Here is a 22218-nt window from a genome sequence, read left to right on the forward strand (position 1 = left end):
ACTAGATAGACTTCAGCGTATTGAATCGGCTGAGGCCTTCTTTCGGTATCTTTAAATTAAGAAAATATTTTGAGAAATAACAATATAAATACTTGGATTAGATCATAGTATCTGTCAGGTTATTGAGGGAGCGTTTGTGCGGTGATAAAAACGTCAGGTTATTGGGGGGAAGCTAACCTGACAGTGTTTTGGTCATAGTGCAGCTTTGAACAGAAGTTGGAGTTATTAATCCAAATTCTTATTCGAGCACAACTGAAACCTGTCAGCGTTTGTGCGGATGAATAAACGCTGACAGGTCTGTATAAACCACCCGAAACTATTGGCCTTAAATAAACTACATATTAACAAAAAGTCATCTTCGGCCAGACGCTGTCAGGTTATTGGGGTGGGAAGTTAACCTGGTCAACCATTGTAAAAAATAATGATAACCGTTTTCTTTTTAATTCTTATACTCACTCCTATGAGTACCTCCAATCAATTGCTCTACCCGGGCCATATTTATCATCTTTGGTCACATGCAGTGAGCCAGGATAACCTATTCATAGAAAAAGAAAATTACCGATTTTTTTTATCCAGGTATTTCGCTTATACCGGATCAATAATTTCCACATTTGCATACTGCTTAATGCCAAATCATATCCACTTTTTGATCAAAATTATGGATGAAAATAGAATCGTAAATCATCCAAAATACAAAAAGGACAATCAACCTGTAGAGAATAAAATACCACATTTTATTTCCCGACAGATCGGTCACTTCTTTAATAGTTATACAAAATCTTTTAACAATCAGTACGGCAGACGAGGATCTCTTTTTGAAAGACCATTTGGAAGAAACTTAATCGATTCGGAAGACTATTATACTAAGATGGTGATATATATCCATCGAAATCCAGTAAAACACGGGTTTGCCAAAAACATCCATGAATGGCCGTACAGTTCAAGGCATTCTTATGTTAACAACCTAGATGATAAGGTGAGAAATGAAGGCGTGTTGGAATGGTTTGGAGGATTCGATGGTTTTATTCATGCTCATTTGGAAGAAGATGAAACATACCATTCAAAAATGATAGAGAGGAGCTAACTGACCATTCTTTGTGAAGCAGATAATCTTGATTTTGCCGCGGCAGTTAAACGCTGCCAGCACATGTCACGCCATAACGTGATCGATTGCAATCCATCCGATGCAAATGCAGAAATCATCAACTTTTTTATAAAAACTTTAATTTTCACTGACGTTTTCTTCACGAGTGGTGTCTTACTATAAAACACACCTTATGAAAACAATAAATTACCTCCTAATCACTATCACCGGTCTATTCTTTGCTGGCTCCTGCGTCAAAGATAAATGCACCCAAACCAAAGAATTCACTCACTATGCACCGGTTTATATCACTCAGGCAGAATACGATGCACCGGTGGAATACGAATCCGTCCGGCCCATGGAAAACACCGGAACCATATTTGCCTATGGCGATTATATATTTGTCAATGAATTTCAAAAAGGCATCCACATTGTAGATAACCAGGAACCTGCGCATCCAAAACCACTCGGATTTATTGATATTCCGGGAAACACGCATTTCACCATCCGGCAGGACGTCCTGTATGCCAACAAAATGGAAGATCTGGTAGCGATTGATGTGTCCCATGTGGAACAACCTCAACAAGTCAACCGGCTGAAAGGCGTTTTTCAACTGAACCGGGCGCAAACCTCCTCGGAGGGTATCGTCGCCTATTATGAAAACACCCACGAAGTTGTTGAGTTGGATTGCAACGATTATCGCTATTCTTCGGTTATGTTTGCTTTTGAAGACGGGGTCTTTGTCGATCAGGGCGGATTTAATTCAAGAATGGATTATGCATTCGCCACACCCAATCTATCGGCGGCAGCTGAAAGCTCAAGCAAAGCTCCGGGAACCCTTGGTGTCGGTGGTTCTATGGCGCGCTTTACGACCATACAGGATCGGCTGTACATCCTATCCGATTTTTTACTGGAAACCGTCGATATCTCCACAGCGAAAAAACCAGCAAAAATGGGCAACATCCCCATTCGGTTTACCGCAGAAACCATTTATCCGTTTGGATCACACCTGTATATTGGAACCACCAATGGAATGCACATTTACAGCGTATCGGATGCGGGGCTCCCGGAGCATGTATCGACTACGGCACACATCCAGTCTTGTGATCCGGTGATCTCCGATGGATCTTATGCCTATGTCACCCTGCGGGGAGGAACACCCTGCGGAGGCACCACGAACCAACTCGAAGCTTACGATGTGGAAGATCCATTCAATCCCGCTCTGTTGCAAACTTTCCCGATGGAAAACCCCCACGGCTTGACCAAGGTCGGGGATTTCTTGTACGTCTGCGAAGGAAACGGGGGTTGGAAAAAGATCAAGTCCAACCTGCCCGGCCCATTCTCGACCACCTTGACCAATACGAATCATTCGGCCTTCGATGTACTGTTGACGCCCCGGGGCACCTTATTGTTCGTCGGAAAAAGCGGCATCTATCAATACAGTCTGGAAGGCAAAAATCCCAATCTGATCAGTAAGCTTGAAATAACTCTGCCATGAGATATTTGATCATTGTATTATTGGTAGCAGGCTTTTCGTCTCCGTCATGGTCCCAGTCGACGGTCAAAATGAAGTTAAAAGACAACCAGACCATTCAGGGAACATGGATGGGCATGGAGGACGATCATTATCTGATGCAGTACGAGAATGGTTCCACACTCTATGTACCGACAGAGATGGTGCTGAAGCTCAAGCTGTACCGCTCATATAAAGACTACCCCCGATACGACAATAATCGAAACGCCCTGTTTTTTGGATGGTCCGGGGATCTAAATACGAACATTGGCCAGGGGAATACTGGCTTTGCCGGAGCCGGCATAAACGCCTCCGTGGGATATGACTGGGACCACCGCTATTCGCTGGCATTCTCCCTGGGCTATCGAAACATGAATATCGGCCGTCCGGAAACTTTTCTACCGGTCACCGTCACCGCCAAAAAGTACCTGACTCATGGCCGGTATCTGTTGTTCGGAGGTGTGGAAGCCGGATATCAGTGGGGATTGAAAAACCAATGGCACACCCCGGCCTCATCGGGAACCTGGGAACCCTGGGGCTCCCAGTTCAGACCAGCACAATCTATGCACGACAAAGGGGGCGGACCTTCCGTGGCTCCCCTACTCGGTGTCTGCAAAATCGGGAAATACGGTTTTGACCAGATCCTGACCATTGGGTTGCACATCCAGCACTTTCATTCGGAAAAGATTCGCAGCGAGGATGCCCGGTCGGAAGTGGATCTTCTTTATCAAAGGTGGCGAGTGAGCTATGGGATGGCGTTTTGATGATTGTTGATGGTAGATTATTAATTGTTAATTATTGATGGTGGATTATTAATTGTCAATGGTGGGTGGTTAATGGTTGATGATAAGTGGTTTTATTTTCTTGCTTTTGAACTTGTGATTATCTTAGTCGATAATTTCATAAGACTGAGTGCAGATGGGTAAATATCTTTAAACTGGTCCAGGGTAATATATTCTGTGCGATGAAGCAATTCTAACCAATACATGGTTTCGTTGCACTCTTTCTGGACCATTGCCATTTTATGAATAAAGTCCGGTGCACTTTCAGCATGTTCTGCTTCGCGATAAATAGCACCAATTGCCTTGCCTGAACGCAATAGTTGCTTACTCATCACATATTCTTTTTTGCTATGGATAAGAGTTTTATAAAGAGCGATTACTGTGACTGCAAATTCAAAACTCAATTCTTTTATGACATTGTGTTTTTTCATAGTATTTGGTTTTTAATTGCTACGCTAAAATTCACAATTTACCATCAACAATCAACCATCATTTAACGCGTATCCGTTCCAAATGCGCCAAATCAAAATTATGGTTCATGATAATGGTATCGCCGGCCTGGACACCATCGCGGATCAGGTAGGAATCGCTGTTTTCACCACCCAACTCCACATAGTTCCAATAGGCACGGTCTTCGCTGGAGAGCGTAAAGACAACCAGCCGGTTTTGACGGTCGACGACAGCAGATTTGGGAAGGACCAGGACATTGGGGACGGCGTCGCGGATGTAGACATTGACGCGCATACCGTCGCGGTATGGGATATTGGAAGGACCGATCTGAGCGACACAGTCAATCATACCCTGTTCGGAGACGGTCGGGCTTACTGTGGTTATGCGCCCCGTACCGGATAATTCTTCGCTGCTCTGAAAGATGGGTTCGATCTGGATGGATTGCCCTTTCTGCACGCGTTCCATCTCCGATTCCAGGACCGGGAAATGGATCGTCAGGCTCCGGTTGTCAATTAAGGTGCACACTTTTTTATAGGCAGAGGTATGCGCCCCTTCGTTGACTTCAAGATCGGTGATCACTCCCGAAAACGGTGCCGTAATCCTTCGGCTGGCCAGTTCATGATTCAGCCGCTCCTCCTCGATACGAAGAGATTCCAGGTTAAATTCAATGGCCGCATTGCGCTTTACCGCTTCCGGGATGCCCTCCAGGTTGTCAGGTTGGTAACCCAGATTAATGTAGTGGTTTTCTATGTTCAACTGCGTTTGTTTCAGTTGCGTTTCCAGTTTTTTTATATCATTCCGGACCATAAAATCATCAATCGCTACCAGTAGATCGCCTTTGGAGACCTGTTGCCCCGCCTTCACAGGTACCTCTGTAATGAGCCCCTGCGCCGTAAACGGTACATCGATCTTCCGGGTGGAAGCCACCTTGCCCTGACTGATGACCTCGCGGTAAAAGGTCGATGGGTGAAGAATAGCGGTGTCCACTTCGGTGAGCCGTTCACTGAACGATTCGGTCACCGTGGGATCGGTGGGTTGATCTGTATCCGCTTCGTTTTTGTCTCCACACGAACTAAGGGCAAAAATAACAACGGTAGAAAAGAATAATTTGGCCCGCAGAGATACCGTTGGATAATAGGTTTTAATCTTCCATGACCTCCACCGTACAGGCAGATTATTAAACATCCAAACCTGTGTTTTAGACGAATGGGTATGCTTAAAATGGGTGTTTGCCGCCTTTATTTTCAACGATTTAACTCGCAGTGGGTATCGATTAATGGCTAAAGCTAAAAACTTACTTGTCTTCTTCCCCCGGCCTGAAGGCACGGAGCAAAACAAGGGTCGAGACCAAAGCTCCCGGACCCTAAGCGCCGAGAAAAACATGCATCGGAACCAAGTGAGGATTTTTATAATCTTAATTTTCAAAGCATTGGTACCATCACCAATCAACCAAGAGTCCGCTTTAGTAGAAATTTTCAACCAAAAATTCGGGTTATTTCTCATGATATAATAATTCTTCATTGCGTTCAAAATCGTACAGGGTAATCGACCGGATCTGATAGTACACCTTGACGGCTTCCGACCGGGTCTGATAATAGGTTAAGGTGGCATTGTCCAGACTGGTCCGGTTTTGCTGCAGACTGATCCAGTCCGTCTGGCCCCGCAGGTACTGATCCCGGATGGATTCATAGATGTCCTGGGCCGTTCGGAGTGCTTCATCATTCACGGTCATCTTATCCTGAAGATACTGGTAACGGTGATACAACTCGATCACCTGCCGGCTGATCTCCCGCTCTTCCGTAGCCAGTGTCTTTTGCAATTCATCGAGCTGGGTATTAGCCAGCTGGCGGTTGATTTCGCGCCGTCCCCAGTCGGTAATCGGCATCCGGAGTCCGATAGATAGCAATTCCCGGTCTAAGAAATTATACTGCAGTCCGGAAAAAGCTTCCGCGGTATTGTTGAGACCAAGCGATGCACTGATATCAAGAGCTACTCCGCGGTCTTTCTCAGCTTCTTCGATGTCCCGCTCGGCCTGCGCCATGCGCAACCGGATCCCGGCCGTTCGTGCCCGGTGGTGAATGGCTTGCCGAATGGCGGTATTCACATCAATCGCCGGTAAATAGATCTCAGAACTACTCACCGGTACCAGGAAATGATCTCGGTCCAGGCCGGAAAGATCCATCAAATGCCGGTTTTTATTTCCATAATCAAGCGCTATAGCCCGGTACTCTATTCCGGACTGGAGGGTATCGAGGGCCAGTTGTTTCATTTCGGCCTGGCTCCCACTCCCCCGTTCGAAGAGTTGTTTTTTGATCTTGATAAGGGACCGGCTGTCTTCCATTTTGCTTTTGAGCAAATCCATGCGCCGCCGGATCATTTCCAGATCGTAGAATCCACTGACGATTTGATAAACCACCGCTTCTTGTTCCAGCACCCGGCGGGCCTCGGTGCGTTCTTCCTGACGTTTGAGTATTTCCTTCTGCCATTTTACGGCATTAAATTGGAACAGAGGTTGTTCAATGCCGATGGTCACCGGGGTGAAAAAGTAACTTTTGGAATAATCGAAGGCGTCCGTCTTGAATACATCCAGGCGTTCCAGATTGGACGAGACATAGATGCGTCCGCCGGTTGTCGCCAATTGGTAATCCAATGAAGCCCCGATGCGGTTGCGCATGGAGGATTGGTTGATAAAGTCCTGCTGGCCGTCCGGTTGGTCGATCACGTTGATGGCCCGGTTGAGCACGGGGATTTGTGCGTTGAGATTAAGGCTCGGTTTCAGGAAGGTGGCGAACCGGTCGTATTGGAGGCTGGCGATGGTGTATTGGATGTTGGCGAGTTCCAGTTCCGGGGATTCGGCCAGGGCAATATCGATGAGATCGTCGGAGGTCAGGTAGAGGGTGTCGGTGGCGGAAACATTAACCGAATTGCTGCTATTTTCCGATTTGGAAGGTATGGTTTGTGCATCCACCCATGTCAACGGTAAAAAAAGGAGGAAGAAAATTATTAGTGCGCAGGGAACGAAGTAATTAAAACTAATATTCAAAAGTCCGGCATTGTCAGAATCACCAGTAGCGTCCCGTCGAATTCTTTGACGAGACGACTTTCGGCGTATGAATTCGCCGCTACTATATGCCATTTTTTCATTGCGACCGCCTACGGGGTCGAACGTGAATCCGTACTCCGGAGCTAATATACTTTGACCCGCTCCGCAGGTCATTTCCCTATCACCATTTAAATAAAACCGCTGACAAGAACACATTCCGAATTTCGAACCGACCTCAGCGAGGTCACAGTTTATTAGCACATGATCGTTTAGTACAGCAACGACCTCAGCGAGGTCGTAATGTGTGATGTTACGGTAAGCCATGACCTCAACGCCAATCCCTCCTGACAGATGGGTATCCTGAAACATTAGATTCCCGGCCATTTTCTCATTGCGACCGCCTACGGGGTCGAGCGTGAATCCGTACTCCGGAGCTAATATACTTTGACCCGCTCCGCAGGTCATTTCCCTATCACCATTTAAATAAAACCGCTGACAAGAACACATTCCGAATTTCGAACCGACCTCAGAGAGGTCACAGTTTATTAGAATATGGTCATTGAGCCCAGCAACGACCTCAGCGAGGTCGCAATGTGTGATGTTACGGTAAGGCATGACCTCAATGCCAATCCCTCCTGACAGATGGGTATCCTGAAACATTAGATTCCCGGCCATTTTCTCATTGCGACCGCCTACGGGGTCGAGCGTGTATCCATACTCCGGAGCTAATATACTTTGACCCGCTCCGCAGGTCATTTCTCTATCACCATTTAAATAAAAATGTGTGTAATAGAATATTCCGACCGTAAACCGAAATTCAGAGCCATAAACTGGGAACACATGGCCAGTATCTTCTACACGGACCTCAGCGAGGTCACAGTATGTTAGCTCATGATCATGGAGCCCAGCAACGACCTCAGCGAGGTCGCAATATTTAATGCTACGGTAAGGCATGACCTCGACGCCAATCCCTCCTGACAGATGGGTATCCTGAAACATTAGATTCCCGGCCATTTTCTCATTGCGACCGCCTACGGGGTCGGACGTGAATCCGTACTCCGAAGCTAATATACTTTGACCCGCTCCGCAGGTCGTTCTCGTGTAAAAACTTAAATTAAATATAGTGTAGCAAAATGGCCCGAAATCCGAATTGACCTCAGAGAGGTCACAGTATGTTAGCACATAATCATGGAGCCCAGCAACGACCTCAGCGAGGTCGCAATGTGTGACGCTACGGCAGGGCATAGCCACAACCTTAATCCCTTCCGGTAGAGTGGGTTTGTGAAATTCCAGACTGCCTGCCCTATTTTCGTTACGATCGTCTCCGGGGTCGGGTGGAAAACCTTCCGGAACTGAACTTGTGAAAACTGATCTAAATGCATCACGGAATGGGCTCGGCAATCTTCCTCCCCCTCTAGGCACACCCACAAGCTTACCGATCCCGTAATTGGCCTGGGATCGGTAAGCCTTTGGGAGGCTTGGGTATAAGCGGTTTGCCGAGCCCACATTTAACCAACCAAACATCATCCCTAGCGTGCTTATTTGACCCGCACCGCAGGCCATATCTTCATTTTGAGTTAAATTAAAATGTTTATAATAAAATAAACCGACCTCATACCAAAATTCAGAGCCATAAACTGGGAACACATGGCCAGTATCTTCTACACGGACCTCAGAGAGGTCACAGTATGTTAGCTCATGATCATGGAGCCCCGCAACGACCTCAGCGAGGTCGTAATGTGTGATGCTACGGTAAGGCATAGCCACAACGTTAATCCCTTCCGGCAGATTGGGTTTGTGAAATTCCAGATTGCCTGCCAATATTTCATTGCGACCGCCTACGGGGTCGGACGTGTATCCGTACTCCGAAGCTAACATACTTCGACCCGCTCCGCAGGTCGTTTTCGTTAAAAAACTTAAATTAAATATAGTGTAGCAAAATTGCCCGAATTCCGAATTGACCTCAGAGAGGTCACAGTTTATTAGCATATGATCATTGAGCCCGACAACGACCTCAGCGAGGTCGTAATGTGTGATGTTACGATCAGTCAAAACCAAGTCAGTTCCATCTTCATTTAGACAGCCGGACTCCATGATAAAATTCTTTGTTAATAAATGATATCTCATGTCAATTTTAGCAATTCATATGTCTGCATAACCTACGATCTTTAAAGCTACCTCCCCAGGTCAGATGTTTCATAACCAACAACCAATACCCAAAACGCAGTGTCCCAACAACCAAAGTTTACCTCCCGTGACGAAGTAGGGAGGCGCAGCGTCCCAACAACCATCTACCATTTATCCCGTGAAATTGGCACAGCTGGTATTTCACCGGGATCAACCATCTACAATCCACCATCAACAAACCATCCACCATCAACCATCAACAATCATCTAACCATCCAATAATACAATTTCGGTATAAAAAACAAACTCACCAAGGTCCCCACAAACATACTGCCGATCAACGCCACGGCCAGGGGCTTCTGCAAGGCCACCCCAAACCCACTCCCCAATAAATACGGCGTCATCGCCAACATGGTCGTCAGGGAGGTCATGATAATCGGATACAACCGTTTCTGTCCGCCCCGGTGAATCGCCTCCTTTAGCGCCACGCCGCTCTGGTGCAACCGGTTAATCGTATCGATCTTGATGATCGAATCATTGATGATGATACCGATGGTCACCACCATCCCGATCAACGCCATCGCATTCAGGGAGATCCCCGCCAACCACAACGCGATCAACGCCCCGGCCAGTGAAACAGGAATCTCCAACAATATAATCAACGGCGTCAACAACGACTCAAACTGCGCCGCCACGATCAGATACAACAACGCCATCGAAACCAATATCGCAATCCCGATCTCCCGCATCAACTGCTGACTTTTCAGCTGCGGGGAAAACAACCGGAAATTTTCGGTGGAATGCGTCTTTTTTCGTTGCGCAATGGCGGCAGGTACCGAAGACAGATCCGCAGAGGAGATCACTTCCGGGATGTACGGTCCCCGCTGATCCGCATAGATGTACTTCATCCGCTGACGGGTCGACGTATAAAAAAACTGATCAAGGGGAACCAGTTGATTTTGATTATTCAACACCTGCAAATCACTGAACAACTGATCCACCCCATCCTGCGCAGCGGTAAGCACAATGGGCACATCGCGATCCAGCTGTTTGATCTCGTCGAGCTGAACCTGTCCCAGATGTTGCGTGATCACCTCCAGCGCATAGCCCTTGCTCACCCCGTAGCGGAGCATCTCCAAATCCCGTGTTTTGAGCACAACCACCTCTGCGGTCGCCGGATCACTGAGGATATGGACCGGGTCACTGTGGTCATCGCCGTCCGAATGAGAAGCCCACGCCACCTTCAGGGATTGGTGGGCTTTCAGCGCCTCTTCATCGGTGATTTGATTGTGATAAAAAGCAATATAATCCGCTTGCGCTTCACCGGGGAAAATAATCTCAAAAATATCTTTGTCTGGCGAAATGGAAATGGTGGCTTTGGGATAGTGGGTCGAAAACCAGGAATGAACCTGATCTTCGATAATTTCTTTCTGAGCCGGATCTGCGAACGAAACATACAAACTGGCCGACTCCCCATCCAGATGGTAATGGTCATTGAGTACGAATTGCTGGGGGCCAATATAGGCCTGAAAATCGTCTGTTTTAGCATCCATATCATCGTATAGCCGGTTCAGTCCATTGGCCATCCGGTCCAGAGTGAAGGGTTCATTCCACTGGATATCCACCTGAAAGGACTGCCGGGGCAAGGCCGGCATCGTCTCTTTATGAAGCTGGTGATACGAAAGATACCCCCCGCCAAGCACCAAAAGAACCAGGATCAGAATAGAAGCGCCCCGGTCAAAGGTAAAGTGAAAACCGGATTCGTAGCCACGGCGGATCCAGTTTTCCTTCCTTTTCCCGTCATTCCTCCGGATTGGTTTCGTCCGGAACAAACGGAAATAGATCACCGGGATAAACACAATCGACACCAGATAACTCACCCCAAGGCAGATCGAAACCGCGATCGCCTGGTCATAAAACAGCGCACCCGCCAGGTCACTGAGAAAGATCAAAGGTAAGAAGACCGCACAGGTGGTCAACATGGAGGCCAGCAAGGGCAGGATCATTTCGTTCGTTCCGCGGATGCAAGCTTGCTCGGAGGAGGAACCTGAAAGCGATTCCTGTACGATGTTATCGAGAATGATGATGCCATTGTCGATCATCATTCCAATACCGAGAATGATTCCCGACAGCGATATGATATTCACACTCAGACCGGCCAGGTACAGGAAAAGAACGCTGATGGCCAGGCTCAGCGGGGTCACCAATCCCACGATCACGGGTATTCGCCGGTCGCGGTAGAAGAAGAATACGATCAGTGTCGCCAGCAGACACCCCAGCCAGAGCGCAGTCTCCATCCCGCTGATGCTCAGATCAAGCAGACGGGCCTGATCCCGGTTGAGATAAAAAAGAATATCCGGATGATTCTCCCGCAGATCCGTGAGCGTCGCTTCGGTTTCCGCTTCGAAAGTATTCATCCGGGCGCTGAAGTCTTTAAACAAGGCCATATTAAAGGCAGGAAGTGCCCGGTCCAGAAACCGGCCTTGCGGTTCTGTTTCTGCGAGGGACACGTCGGCCAGATCCCGGATGAGCACCACCTGATCCCGGATTTTCAACGGTGTGTTTTTCAGCCCGTCCAGGGAGTGGAGCGGCCGTCCGATCCGGATCCGGTATTCGTACTGCCGTTCCCGTACCAGGATATTGCCCAGGGTCATATTGGCCCGTTCGATGGCCTGTTGCACATCCTGATGGGTAATGCCGAGGGCCTCCAGCCGGTTCTCCCGGGGGATCAGTCGGATGTGGGAGGATATGGTTCCGGTGATATCGGCCATGGCCACGGAAGGCAATTGTTCCAACCGGCGACGGACCGTTTTGGAAGCAAATTTACTCAGATCCATCTGCGACCCGGACTGCAGACTGTCCTGATACCGCATGGTCAGATAGACCGTCGGGATATCGGACGCTTTGGTCTTCACCACCACAGGCCGGTCCATATCATCGGGCAGAGAATTGATCGCCCGATCAAGCTTTTCATTCACTTCGATAAAGGCCAGGTCGATGTCTTTTCCATAGGGGAAGTGGACCGTCAGCCGTCCCTGCTCATCGGAGGCTTTGGATTCCAGCCGGTCGATGCCGCCCACCTGCTGGATATTCTGCCGAAGCGGAGCCATGACCGACTGTTCGATCTCCGCAGCGGAATGATCCGGATAGGTCGCGATGATGGAGATGGTGGGGATATCGATGTCCGGCAGCAGGGTAATGGCGATCTGCCGAATGGAGAATACCGCCAGCAGCAGGATGGCCAGAAAGGACATCAAAACGGAAACCGGTTTATGGATCAAATATTTTATCATGAAGCTAAGGAGCTGTTATGGTAAATATATCAAAAATTATGGTAACGCAAAGATCCGGTATGGAATGGTTTGTGGTACCTATTAAAGTAAGGGGTCGGAATTTTAGCAAAATAACCACGCATCAATCTGTAGTTAATTACCAAAGTATCTGTCTCACTCCTATATAACTTTTCTCGATCCTTGTTATCAAAACAATTTATGTAAGAACTGCAAATGTCATTCTGAGTCTTTTGGATACTTCCAATAATAATTTCAATTATCTGATCCATCAATAATTAGCACCTAACCTAATTTAGACTACCGGTATCATAGCTTCTTAAAGCAAGCTTGATTAGGATAGGATTGTCATTTTCAAATAAAGATGAATGATCTGAATCATTACGAAAATGATCAGGTAATTCATAAGGAAACACATATCCAATCAAGGAATTATCATAGACATGGATCGGGTGAAAGTAATCAATAAAATGATCCACATCATTTTCTAATTTCTCTCCGATTAAAAGCATTTTATTTTTGATATTATAAAAAAAATAGTTCCTCCCGTGATTTTGTAAGTTGGTAATAATCCATTCTGAGTTGTGAAATAGATTGGGTCTGTGGTAAGTGATATTTTTATCATTGTTCAGGACAGCCAAGAAGTTATTGAAATTAAAATTTTGATAATCTATTTCTGGAAATTGATGTAACGAGGAGCCGCTAAATATAAATTCATATTTTTCATCCAAATGAGAGCTATATTCATAAATTACAGGGCTTGAAGTGTAAGAAAATAAAATCGTAGAATCATTTTTTGAAAACAAGTTCTTCTCGGTAAAAATAGCTGGAAAATAATCGTCAACTGATGTGTCCAAACAATCAAAACCATCATCTAGCGAAAATAAAGTCACAGCACAACCTTCATTCAGTAATACCCCATTCCTATTTTTCATTAAGGGGCTATAAAAGAGATATTGCCCATTATTTATATATTGGATTTTTGAATAAACTGTTTTTAGGGGAATTTCCCGGATAAGGTTGCCACTGAAATCGTAAAAGATTAATTTTCCTGATGTCAACGCCACAATCTGATGATCTTCATTTAATGTAAAGTCAATAATCGAAATATATTCCCCAGGTCCTTTCCCAATTTTATTAATCCGATGAATAAGATCACCATTCGATGAATAAAGACAAATAGAAACTGAGCCTTTATCCAAAACCACATACTTGCCATTATGTTGTAGTAGTTTTTCAATATTACCGATAGGCCATGCGTCATCCAGTTTAAGATACTCAATACTGTCAAAAACAGCAGACATCTTTAAATGATCTTTAAAATCATTTTCATCTACATGTATAGGTATCGTATTAAAACTGGTTTCCTCCTGATTCTCACAAGACATGAAAATGAAAAGCACACCGATAATTCCTATTTTTATTCGAAGCATATAATTAAATAATTCAGATACAAAAAGGTGGTTAATTTTAAATTACAGAGTTAACCGTACAATTAACCACCAGATTCAAATTGTGCTAAAATCAAGGACAGACAACTGCACACGGCCATTGTTCAGAAATGTCACAAATAGTCCATCCTGTATCATTACATTTAATGACCTCTGTACCTTTGCAACTATTGAAATAGTTTCCACAATCATCTATAGATTTATACCAGTTCTCATCGCCACCATCACTTCCCCCACTCCCACTCCCCTGAGCCAGTGCTTCCATGCTTACTCCATAGAATGGATTGGTCAATGATATGGTGACATGGAAAGTTAAGAATGCCAGAAACATCGTAACTCCGATAGAATACATTAATTTACGCATAATTCAAAAATTTAAATATTAAATAAAATTGTTATTCTTTGGGTAGCGAGAGCGGGATCGATTCCTTGCGCTAGCTCCATATTTGTCTTTTGTTTTCTTGTAATAGGGTTCGGATATATGTAGAGGGCGGACCAAGAGAATGAACAAGCTTAATAATCAATATTTATCCTATTAAGTCGAGAATGCTGTCGTTTTTGCACATCATCTATTCTCAAACATTAAGCTCTATTTATTCACGAATAATGAAGTTATTATATTATTTCGTGTTGTCATATTCAAAAATTTTAATTTTGCCATTTAATTGATCATAAGCAACCAAACATTCAGGTCCAAAATTAAAACAAGAGAAATCTCCTTCACCTAAATTTATCAATTCTTTTGCCACGATTTCATCCTCATAAACTTCACATTTTAATATAGAATTTGCAACAGTCTTATTTTCATCATTTAAGGTTAAATACAAAATATATAAATCTTCTTTGTGTAAAGTGGCATCAACTGTCATAACATAAAAACTTTGTCCATCTGGTTGAGAAGGATAAATATTATGAAATCGCATGAATTCTTCAATAGGTGCTATTCCACTGAAATCCTTCGATTCTACTAAATTGCCATTCATATCGTAACTGTACGCTTTAGGCGATGCAAGTGGCAAAATAATAACTCTATCTTTACTGGTCAATATATGACTCGCATAATCTATGCTTTTTACGTTTTCTAATTTACCAATATATTCTACTGAATTAGTAAGTACATTATACATCAATGACAAATATGAGTTACTATAATTGGGTAAAAACAGTATACCATTCCTAAACGAAAACCGACTGTTTCCTTTCATTTGAAATTGATCTGATACTATAGACTTTACAAAATCACCATTTTTATTAAATATTTTAATGGATTGATTTGGAGAATCCATTATTAATAAAGTACTATTATCTATATAAAACTTACTTACCTCAAGTAATTCTCCCGGGCCTCTACCTACATCCCCGATAAATGTTTCCAAATTATTTCTCTCATCTACTTTGAAAATTTTCGATTCAAAATAATCCGAAATATAATAGTGTCCATCTGAATAATCAATACTTCTAACATCGGAAAGATAGAAAGTATCTAATTGATCAAAAGATTGAATAACCTTAAGCTGATGAATCGGTATTTCCTCTGAAGGTTTTTCTGCACAGGAAAAACAAAAATTGATTAAGCATATGAGTCCGGAAGTTGAAACAATACATTTCGCTATTGAAATAAATGACATGCCGATGAAAATTATTTTGCCAAATACTAAATTCAAATGATCATACACTTGAATTCAGTATTTAGCTTTGACACTATAAATTAACAATTGGTTTGCATATGATCACATTTAACCCAACCCAATCCTCGACTACATATTTTACCGGTACATGATACCTCTCCAACTATTTGACCACTCGCGAAACAAAAAGATTTAACTGTACAAGTAGTAGTCGTATCACTTCCCCCGCTTCCACTCCCCTGTGCCAGTGCTTCCATACTAACTCCATAGAACGGATTGGTCAGCGAGGTAGTGACATGGAACGTTAAAAACGCTAAAAATACTGTGACTCCAATTGAATAAATTAACTTTCTCATAATCTTAAAATTTAATGATTAAATAATATTTTTAGTCTTTCTGGAGCGATAGCGGGATCGATTCTTTGAACTCGCTCCATATTTTTCTTTTGTTTTCTTGTAAAGGGTTCCGGTGGAGATACGGCGGCCGACCTTGACTTTGCAGAAAAATCTTACCGATGTATTTATGTCGACATAAATTACAGATTATTCACTTAAGTAATTTAATACTATCGCCGGTGTAATATTTTGGCGAAAGGGAGTATCATCATATGAATAAGTACCTTTCGCACGGATCGCCCAATACAATCCCCGCACCCGTTTTTTCTCATATCTTCCCAGCACCATCCCATACCATTCCTTTCCATTATCCATCCATTTATATTCATCACCACTCTCCAAGGGCGTAAAAAGTATAAATAGTTCATTGTGTGGAAGTGAGATATTATAATCCAGCAAAGACACTGTGTTCCATCCGGATTGGCCGCTGGTAACAATTGGTTCTTTCATGAGATCTGTAAACATGTCTTCGGTATACATCCTATTGGGTAAAACAGGTTCCTTAGCTTTAAGAAATCGTAGCATAAAAGGAGCTTCCGGTTTTCCTCTTGAAAGAATGAAATATTCAATGGATTTCAGAACGCCCACTTTCTTGCCAGGTATTTTTATAAAAACTCCACAGCTAAATCCTGCTGAATTTGAAGGAATCAATCCTGTCAGTTCACCATTTTTATTTTTGAGTATAGTACCACCAGGAATGCCGATAATGTGCTCTGCCATGCTTTCCCCTCGAATTGTGACCTCAGGTAAAGCATAAGCTCTCTTCTGTAGAAGTACCTCTAGTTTCTTACCATCCCTGGTACTTACAGAGACTATCGTATCCTGATACCCTATACAACTAATTTTTAATTTAACTGACGTGTTCGACGCATTCCTAAATACTAGAAAAAATTTACCGTTCTTATCAGAGGTCGTCCCGTTTTCATAAGAAGACACATCGATAATCGTCGCATAGGCCACAGGATTATGATCATCGGCAGAAAGTAATCTCCCTGATATATCTCCATTTATCTGTGGTTCAACATCATTACAAATCATGATTAGAACTATTAAAATAACATATTGCATAGACCTATTTAATAATATTTCAAGGATTCTTTATATTTTATAGAAATCTTCTTCATCTGGTCATTTGGAATAATATATTAGTCAGTTGTTTATTTCTGCTAATTTCAAAACTGTCTCCTTTAGTCCAATAAAGTGAAAAATACTAAAATGGGTGAAGACGTTTTAATACTCTCTTCGAAAGCATTCATTAAATCAATATGGGTTGAAATTCCAACTGTATCCATCAAATCCGGGTAGAGTAAACTGATATACCTGTCATTTGAATTTGTGATGGGCGCCGGTACATTAATATTCATATTTGTCAGGTTAACTTCAGAATAAACCGAGCACTCCTTCGTATTTTTATCACAAATAGCCAGGTAATCATTTCCAAACCCGCCATAATAAAACCAAAAAGAAACGGTAGAGTCATTGATGATTGCATTTTGTACCCAAAAAGATTTTTCACCCCCTTCTTCCAGTGTATTCTCAAACTCTTCTACATGAGGAGTTTCCCAACTTTGAGAAGGAATATTATTCATTCCAAAATCAATTTCAAGCACAGGAGTAAAGTCTTCATTTGTAAATTTGAATATTGTTGTAATTTCATGAGGATTTGCATAATAGATATTTCCCTGATTCTTTGTTAATGTATTGGGGAGCGACATTTCCACAGTTATCGGGTCTCTTTTTATAAGTTTGTTAACCGGTTGGGCGATATGATCTTCATCCCATCGTTCTAATCCGTGAAACTTATTATTAAATTCCTCATCACAGATCACCAGCCAATCACCATTTTTTAACACCTCAAAATTAATGATGTACTTATTTCTTTTTAATGACCGGATAAATTCCATTTCCGGAAATGTATAAAAATTGAATGATTGGACATCCCGACTATAGGTTACCAGAATTTCATTTTCGATATCAAAAGAAAAAGCCTCAAGATCGAGATATTCACCAGGTCCTTTTCCTATTTTATTTAATCGATTTACATAGTTACCCTGTTTATCAAATACTGTGATGGTCATGGTTCCATCTCTATCGTGAATAAAAATGTAATTACCATACACTTTTATGTCTGTAATCCTACTTATTGTAGTACCTTTTGGCCACTTGAGTGATACATAGTCTACATTTTGCGCAATGTTTGACAAAAGTGTTGGATTTGCGTTTTCTCCGTGCACTAAAAACGAATCGATATCACTATTGCCTATCTGATCTTTACACGAAAATAAGCAAGAGAGTAAGAATAATATATAAAAGCAATTCTTCATGTATTTTGGTTAACATCAAAGCCGAAGTGAATAAATTGCAATAACCAGAACAACAATTTAAACTTCGGCTATGAATACTACTTATAAGTATTATGGAATATCTGGGAGACCTTGAACTGTACAAGTATAGTCACACTTCTTTTTACAACCATTAAAAAATCTCTTTTTGGCATTAAGTACCGAGCATATCCCGCCACTACAGGTTTGGGACCACGTACAATCTTCTCCATCTGATCCATCACTTCCACTCCCCTGTGCCAGTGCCTCCATACTAACTCCATAGAACGGATTAGTCAGCGAGGTCGTGACATGGAACGTTAAAAATGCTAAAAACATCGTAACTCCGATTGAATAAATTAACTTTCTCATAATCTTAAAATTTAATGATTAAATAATATTTTTAGTCTTTCTGGAGCGACAGCGGTATCGATTCCTTGCACTCGCTCCATATTTTTCTTTTGTTTTCTTGTAAAGGGTTCCGGTGGAGATACGGCGGCCGTCCCTGGCACTGCAAGAAGATCTTACCGATGTATTCTCCGATGAGGCACATGATCAGCAGCTGGATGCTGCCGAAAAATAGACCGGCTATTAACAGAATCTCCCAGCCCGACCAGGTCGTCCAGGTAATACCATGGTATAGGAGCTGAACCATTATTAAAAGGAAGGATACCGCTAAGCTTAGCCCACCTGCCAGAACCCCTGCCCGCAGTGGCCGGATGCCCCCATTCGTCACGCCCTGGATCGCCAACCGGATCAATTGACCTGGGGTATAATTGGTATCGCCGTGTTGCCGCCGACCCAATCGGTAGGGTATGCACACCGACCGCAAAATAATCCGGACTTCTGGAGGTGTAGTATGTACTGCACTCGCAGATAGTGGACACAGCCAGGCAAAGACATTGCGCAGGTAAAGATTTTTCTCTGGTAACTGCCGGATCACCTCCGCCACTTCCTGGTCGAACAACCGGAAATCAGTGGAAATATAGGTGTGACCCGGCTCCTGCAATCTGCCGATCAGGGACTGATATATTCTTGATGTGTAGGACTTAAATAGGGACAACTGTCCGGTCTGTAAAGAAGATTGTTTCGAAACCTGATGCGCCGGCAAGGCATACACCACATCCATCCCCTCCTCCCATTGACGGATCATCTCCGGTATAGTCGCCGCAGGATGTTGCAAATCCGTATCCATCGTCACCAATACCGCTCCACGGGCTTCTACTATTCCGGCCAGCATGGCTCCCTGCTGTCCAAAATTCCGCACCAGATGAACGACTCGAAGACACGGATGTTCCCCTCGCAGCTCCTCCAGTTTCTCAGCAGTCCCATCCGTACTCCCGTCGTTGACCATCAGGATTTCATAATCGTACTTTTCATGGTCCAGTACTGCTTTCAGCGAAAGGATAAAGGGCTCGATATTATCTCTTTCATTGTAACAGGGACCGATCACTGAAACCAGTCCGTGAGAGTCTTGTTTGCTTCTCTCTGGAACAGCGTGCCCATTGTGTGTATTGTGGTTAATCTTCATCCTCCCCTCTATTTTCTGCCGTCATGTAATAAAGGTGGTTTTTCACATCCAGTTTTAGCGTCTCGGAATCCTTCCACTTCCTGGATATCGTATTGGAATGAAGCATAAAGCTGCCCAGATAAACCAGGATTAGGATCGGAATCATCCTTGTAAAGGATAGAGCCCATGACTTTCTGTTTCTAAATTGCAAATACAGCTGCCCGCCTTGCCAGACCGTCCACCCTGAAAGTCCTATTATACTCAGGTACATGTATCGGTCCGCGGTAATATTTCCCCGGGGAACCGGCATGATATGCAGTACCAAAAGAATATTGACAACAAAGAAGAGCAGGCTGAACAGCGGGATCCACTTCTTCGAGCGGTACAGGTCGAATAAATACCCCACAAACAGTAAGGCCAATACGATATATCCGTAATAATACAGCGGCATTGCTTCACCGGACAACATGGGATACGCATAAAAATGACTGAGGTTCACCGGAACAAAAAAACGGAATATGTACACGATCAGGCTATACCCGCCAAAGATGATCCGGTCGTACCATGGATACATGGTATTGATCTCCAGTACACCCACCGAATTTTGTGCCGACCAATACCAATATCCAAACGCCATTAAAAAGAAGGGTATTTTTTCCAGCCAAACCGCTGTTCGTAAATGACCTTTGCGATACGCATGATACAATAAGTCTAGCAACACCAGATTCAGCGGAAAAATCACCGCCTGTTCCTTCACCATCAAGCTTGCGATATAACAGAGAAAAGTGATCACCAGGTAAATGTATTTTTTCTGGTTCTTATAACTGATGTAGCTCAGCAACCCCGCCAGCGTAAATGTGGTATAAAGCACCACCTTCGATGCACTGATCCAGGCCACGGACTCTACCTGCAGTGGATGTATCGCAAAAACCAGTGCGATCAGGCCAGCGACAGTGGATAAGGTGCCGGGCCGGATGGCCGGTTTCAACAACTTCACGATCCGGCTTACCAACAGATAAACCAACACCGCATTGATCGTGTGGATCAATACCGATCCCAGATGGAATGCCGTCGGATCAAATCCTGCGAGTGCATAAATCCCCAGATAATAGAGTTGATTGATCGGGGAATATTGATTGTGATAGAAGGACAGAAAAGACCGGCCGATTTCTTCCCAGGTGGGATAAAACAGAATCGGATTCTCCAGGAGCATCCACTGATCATCCCACGACTGCTGGAAGTCATTGGTCAGGGCCGGGTAAAAGGCTAAGAAGACGGCTGTGCACAACACCAGAATAAAAATGATCATCCTTTTCCCGGATTCACTTTTATTAAATTGTGTTAATAAATTACTACGCTTTGTCATGCCTATATCAAATAATTACACTTACTTGCAATGCCCTATTGGATTACTTTCTCGTGTCAATGATGGCTAAGCTAATAAAAAAAAAAACGTATTGTCAAAATAATACTCATGATTTATTAATTTTTTCTAAAATTCATTCAGGCAAACGTAGAAAAAACACCAATATCCATGACATTATGTCGATGCACACCTGTCCAAAATAAATTACAGAGATCAATAAAACCATTAAATAGTAGATTTTGAAAATGCTTTATTTGGAAATCAAACTCATTTCCAGGTTCCATTTTTCACCAGATTAATGAAGCAATTTTAATTCATTCTCTAAAAATATCCTTGTCATTTTCGCTCTAAAGCCCTACGTTGAACCCCGTACGGGGTTCTCAAAAGTGTTGATCTCTATCCCCAGGCTGCACTACGCTTGCCGGGGGTTATGCACTTTGAACCCCATCCGGGGTTCTAGGCAGAGCGTTACTTTTGTACCGTAAACCAGTGGGTTGGTGGAAAAATCCAAGTCTGATGCGTGGCAAGCTCTATGACGTTGGTCTGGCGGGTGGGCAAAGTGGCTTACACCTGGTCTCTAACCCTCGGCTGTGAATATAAAATTTAACGATCGGCAGAACTTGTGCCGCTCTTGGCGGTACAGGCTCCAGCTCTGATATTTCTTATTTTGTAATGTTTACACTAGGATTTTTTAAAAAACGGAGCAGGGGCTCCCTCCTCCCAGGATCTCCTGCGCTACACACAGACACCCCGTACGGGGTTCTATGTAGTGATCATCTCTGTTTGTGGTGACATGGACAGCCTTCGAATCCACCAACGCCGGAGGTGTTGAAGGTGAATAACCCCGAATAAGCCGATAGGCGCCATTCGGGGAGGGGAATGTTAGTGCTCTGAACTCCGTAGGTGTTCAACCTGACCATCTTAGTTTTTCGGCCAGATCGATGTCTTTTCCATAGGGGAAGTGGACCGTCAGCCGTCCCTGTTCGTCGGAGGCTTTGGACTCCAGGCGGTCGATACTACCGACTTGCTGGATATTCTGCCGGAGCGGGGCCATGACGGATTGTTCGATCTCCGCGGCGGAATGATCGGGATAGGTCGCGATGATGGAGATGGTCGGAATATCGATGTCCGGCAGCAGGGTAATGGCGATCTGCCGGATGGAGAATACCGCCAGCAGCAGGATGGCCAGAAAGGACATCAACACGGAAACCGGTTTATGGATCAGATATTTTATCATGGAGCTGCTGAACTGTTATCG

At 43.9% G+C, this 22218-nt stretch carries 15 protein-coding genes; 3 read left to right on the forward strand and 12 right to left on the reverse strand.

What is annotated here, in order from left to right; genetic code table 11:
- Nucleotides 1-658: 658 nt before the first annotated feature.
- From KUV50_RS18885 to KUV50_RS18895, 3 genes are all read left to right on the forward strand, one after another.
- The gene (locus KUV50_RS18885; protein ID WP_222581773.1) at nt 659-1084 is read left to right on the forward strand and encodes a hypothetical protein; all 426 of its coding nucleotides are present in this window, start codon (nt 659-661) and stop codon (nt 1082-1084) included.
- A gap of 193 nt (nt 1085-1277) precedes the next feature.
- Nucleotides 1278-2582, forward strand: a complete 1305-nt coding sequence (locus KUV50_RS18890; protein WP_222581774.1) for an LVIVD repeat-containing protein — start codon at nt 1278-1280, stop codon at nt 2580-2582.
- Entirely contained in the window at nt 2579-3361 is a 783-nt protein-coding gene (locus KUV50_RS18895) for a hypothetical protein (RefSeq protein ID WP_222581775.1), read from the forward strand. The genes KUV50_RS18890 and KUV50_RS18895 overlap by 4 nt, the downstream gene beginning before the upstream one ends.
- A gap of 92 nt (nt 3362-3453) precedes the next feature.
- On the opposite strand, the gene KUV50_RS18900 is transcribed toward KUV50_RS18895, so the two are convergent.
- The 12 genes from KUV50_RS18900 to KUV50_RS19820 all read right to left on the reverse strand — a co-directional run bounded on the left by KUV50_RS18900 (nt 3454) and on the right by KUV50_RS19820 (nt 22197).
- Nucleotides 3454-3810 (reverse strand): four helix bundle protein, encoded by a 357-nt coding sequence (locus tag KUV50_RS18900; RefSeq protein WP_222581776.1) that lies wholly within the window; start codon nt 3808-3810, stop codon nt 3454-3456.
- Nucleotides 3811-3868: 58 nt separating this feature from the next.
- Nucleotides 3869-5014, reverse strand: a complete 1146-nt coding sequence (locus tag KUV50_RS18905; RefSeq protein WP_222581777.1) for an efflux RND transporter periplasmic adaptor subunit — start codon at nt 5012-5014, stop codon at nt 3869-3871.
- A gap of 307 nt (nt 5015-5321) precedes the next feature.
- Nucleotides 5322-8999: a TolC family protein gene (locus KUV50_RS18910; protein WP_222581778.1), complete on the reverse strand. Its 3678-nt coding sequence runs from the start codon at nt 8997-8999 to the stop codon at nt 5322-5324.
- Nucleotides 9000-9262: 263 nt separating this feature from the next.
- The gene (locus KUV50_RS18915; protein WP_222581779.1) at nt 9263-12292 is read right to left on the reverse strand and encodes an efflux RND transporter permease subunit; all 3030 of its coding nucleotides are present in this window, start codon (nt 12290-12292) and stop codon (nt 9263-9265) included.
- A gap of 287 nt (nt 12293-12579) precedes the next feature.
- Nucleotides 12580-13722 carry a 6-bladed beta-propeller gene (locus tag KUV50_RS18920; protein WP_222581780.1) on the reverse strand — a complete coding sequence of 381 codons (1143 nt, stop codon included), beginning with the start codon at nt 13720-13722 and terminating at the stop codon, nt 12580-12582.
- Nucleotides 13723-13813: 91 nt separating this feature from the next.
- Nucleotides 13814-14104, reverse strand: coding sequence for a hypothetical protein (locus KUV50_RS18925; RefSeq protein ID WP_222581781.1), 291 nt, complete (start codon nt 14102-14104; stop codon nt 13814-13816).
- Between the two features lie 256 nt (nt 14105-14360).
- On the reverse strand, nt 14361-15368 hold the full coding sequence (locus KUV50_RS18930) for a 6-bladed beta-propeller (RefSeq protein WP_222581782.1): 1008 nt from the start codon (nt 15366-15368) through the stop codon (nt 14361-14363).
- A 542-nt stretch (nt 15369-15910) separates the two neighbouring features.
- Nucleotides 15911-16801 carry a carboxypeptidase-like regulatory domain-containing protein gene (locus KUV50_RS18935; protein ID WP_222581783.1) on the reverse strand — a complete coding sequence of 297 codons (891 nt, stop codon included), beginning with the start codon at nt 16799-16801 and terminating at the stop codon, nt 15911-15913.
- 149 nt (nt 16802-16950) lie between these two features.
- Nucleotides 16951-18087 carry a 6-bladed beta-propeller gene (locus tag KUV50_RS18940; RefSeq protein WP_222581784.1) on the reverse strand — a complete coding sequence of 379 codons (1137 nt, stop codon included), beginning with the start codon at nt 18085-18087 and terminating at the stop codon, nt 16951-16953.
- Nucleotides 18088-18487: 400 nt separating this feature from the next.
- The gene (locus tag KUV50_RS18945) at nt 18488-19615 is read right to left on the reverse strand and encodes a glycosyltransferase family 2 protein (RefSeq protein ID WP_222581785.1); all 1128 of its coding nucleotides are present in this window, start codon (nt 19613-19615) and stop codon (nt 18488-18490) included.
- Nucleotides 19605-20903, reverse strand: coding sequence for a hypothetical protein (locus tag KUV50_RS18950; protein WP_222581786.1), 1299 nt, complete (start codon nt 20901-20903; stop codon nt 19605-19607). The genes KUV50_RS18945 and KUV50_RS18950 overlap by 11 nt, the downstream gene beginning before the upstream one ends.
- A 964-nt stretch (nt 20904-21867) precedes the next feature.
- Entirely contained in the window at nt 21868-22197 is a 330-nt protein-coding gene (locus KUV50_RS19820; RefSeq protein ID WP_222581787.1) for an efflux RND transporter permease subunit, read from the reverse strand.
- Nucleotides 22198-22218: the final 21 nt, after the last annotated feature.

Origin of the sequence: Membranihabitans marinus (assembly GCF_019802045.1) — a bacterium.
Lineage (GTDB): Bacteria > Bacteroidota > Bacteroidia > Chitinophagales > Saprospiraceae > Membranihabitans > Membranihabitans marinus_A.

What these genes read in the sequence shown, in the direction of transcription:
- KUV50_RS19820 (WP_222581787.1), bottom strand. Translation starts at nt 22,197, where the DNA reads ATGATAAAATATCTGATCCATAAACCGGTTTCCGTGTTGATGTCCTTT.
- KUV50_RS18885 (WP_222581773.1), top strand. Translation starts at nt 659, where the DNA reads ATGGATGAAAATAGAATCGTAAATCATCCAAAATACAAAAAGGACAAT.
- KUV50_RS18920 (WP_222581780.1), bottom strand. Translation starts at nt 13,722, where the DNA reads ATGCTTCGAATAAAAATAGGAATTATCGGTGTGCTTTTCATTTTCATG.
- KUV50_RS18940 (WP_222581784.1), bottom strand. Translation starts at nt 18,087, where the DNA reads ATGAAGAATTGCTTTTATATATTATTCTTACTCTCTTGCTTATTTTCG.
- KUV50_RS18925 (WP_222581781.1), bottom strand. Translation starts at nt 14,104, where the DNA reads ATGCGTAAATTAATGTATTCTATCGGAGTTACGATGTTTCTGGCATTC.
- KUV50_RS18905 (WP_222581777.1), bottom strand. Translation starts at nt 5,014, where the DNA reads ATGTTTAATAATCTGCCTGTACGGTGGAGGTCATGGAAGATTAAAACC.
- KUV50_RS18895 (WP_222581775.1), top strand. Translation starts at nt 2,579, where the DNA reads ATGAGATATTTGATCATTGTATTATTGGTAGCAGGCTTTTCGTCTCCG.
- KUV50_RS18900 (WP_222581776.1), bottom strand. Translation starts at nt 3,810, where the DNA reads ATGAAAAAACACAATGTCATAAAAGAATTGAGTTTTGAATTTGCAGTC.
- KUV50_RS18930 (WP_222581782.1), bottom strand. Translation starts at nt 15,368, where the DNA reads ATGTCATTTATTTCAATAGCGAAATGTATTGTTTCAACTTCCGGACTC.
- KUV50_RS18890 (WP_222581774.1), top strand. Translation starts at nt 1,278, where the DNA reads ATGAAAACAATAAATTACCTCCTAATCACTATCACCGGTCTATTCTTT.
- KUV50_RS18935 (WP_222581783.1), bottom strand. Translation starts at nt 16,801, where the DNA reads ATGATTTGTAATGATGTTGAACCACAGATAAATGGAGATATATCAGGG.
- KUV50_RS18950 (WP_222581786.1), bottom strand. Translation starts at nt 20,903, where the DNA reads ATGATCATTTTTATTCTGGTGTTGTGCACAGCCGTCTTCTTAGCCTTT.
- KUV50_RS18915 (WP_222581779.1), bottom strand. Translation starts at nt 12,292, where the DNA reads ATGATAAAATATTTGATCCATAAACCGGTTTCCGTTTTGATGTCCTTT.
- KUV50_RS18945 (WP_222581785.1), bottom strand. Translation starts at nt 19,615, where the DNA reads ATGAAGATTAACCACAATACACACAATGGGCACGCTGTTCCAGAGAGA.
- KUV50_RS18910 (WP_222581778.1), bottom strand. Translation starts at nt 8,999, where the DNA reads ATGAGATATCATTTATTAACAAAGAATTTTATCATGGAGTCCGGCTGT.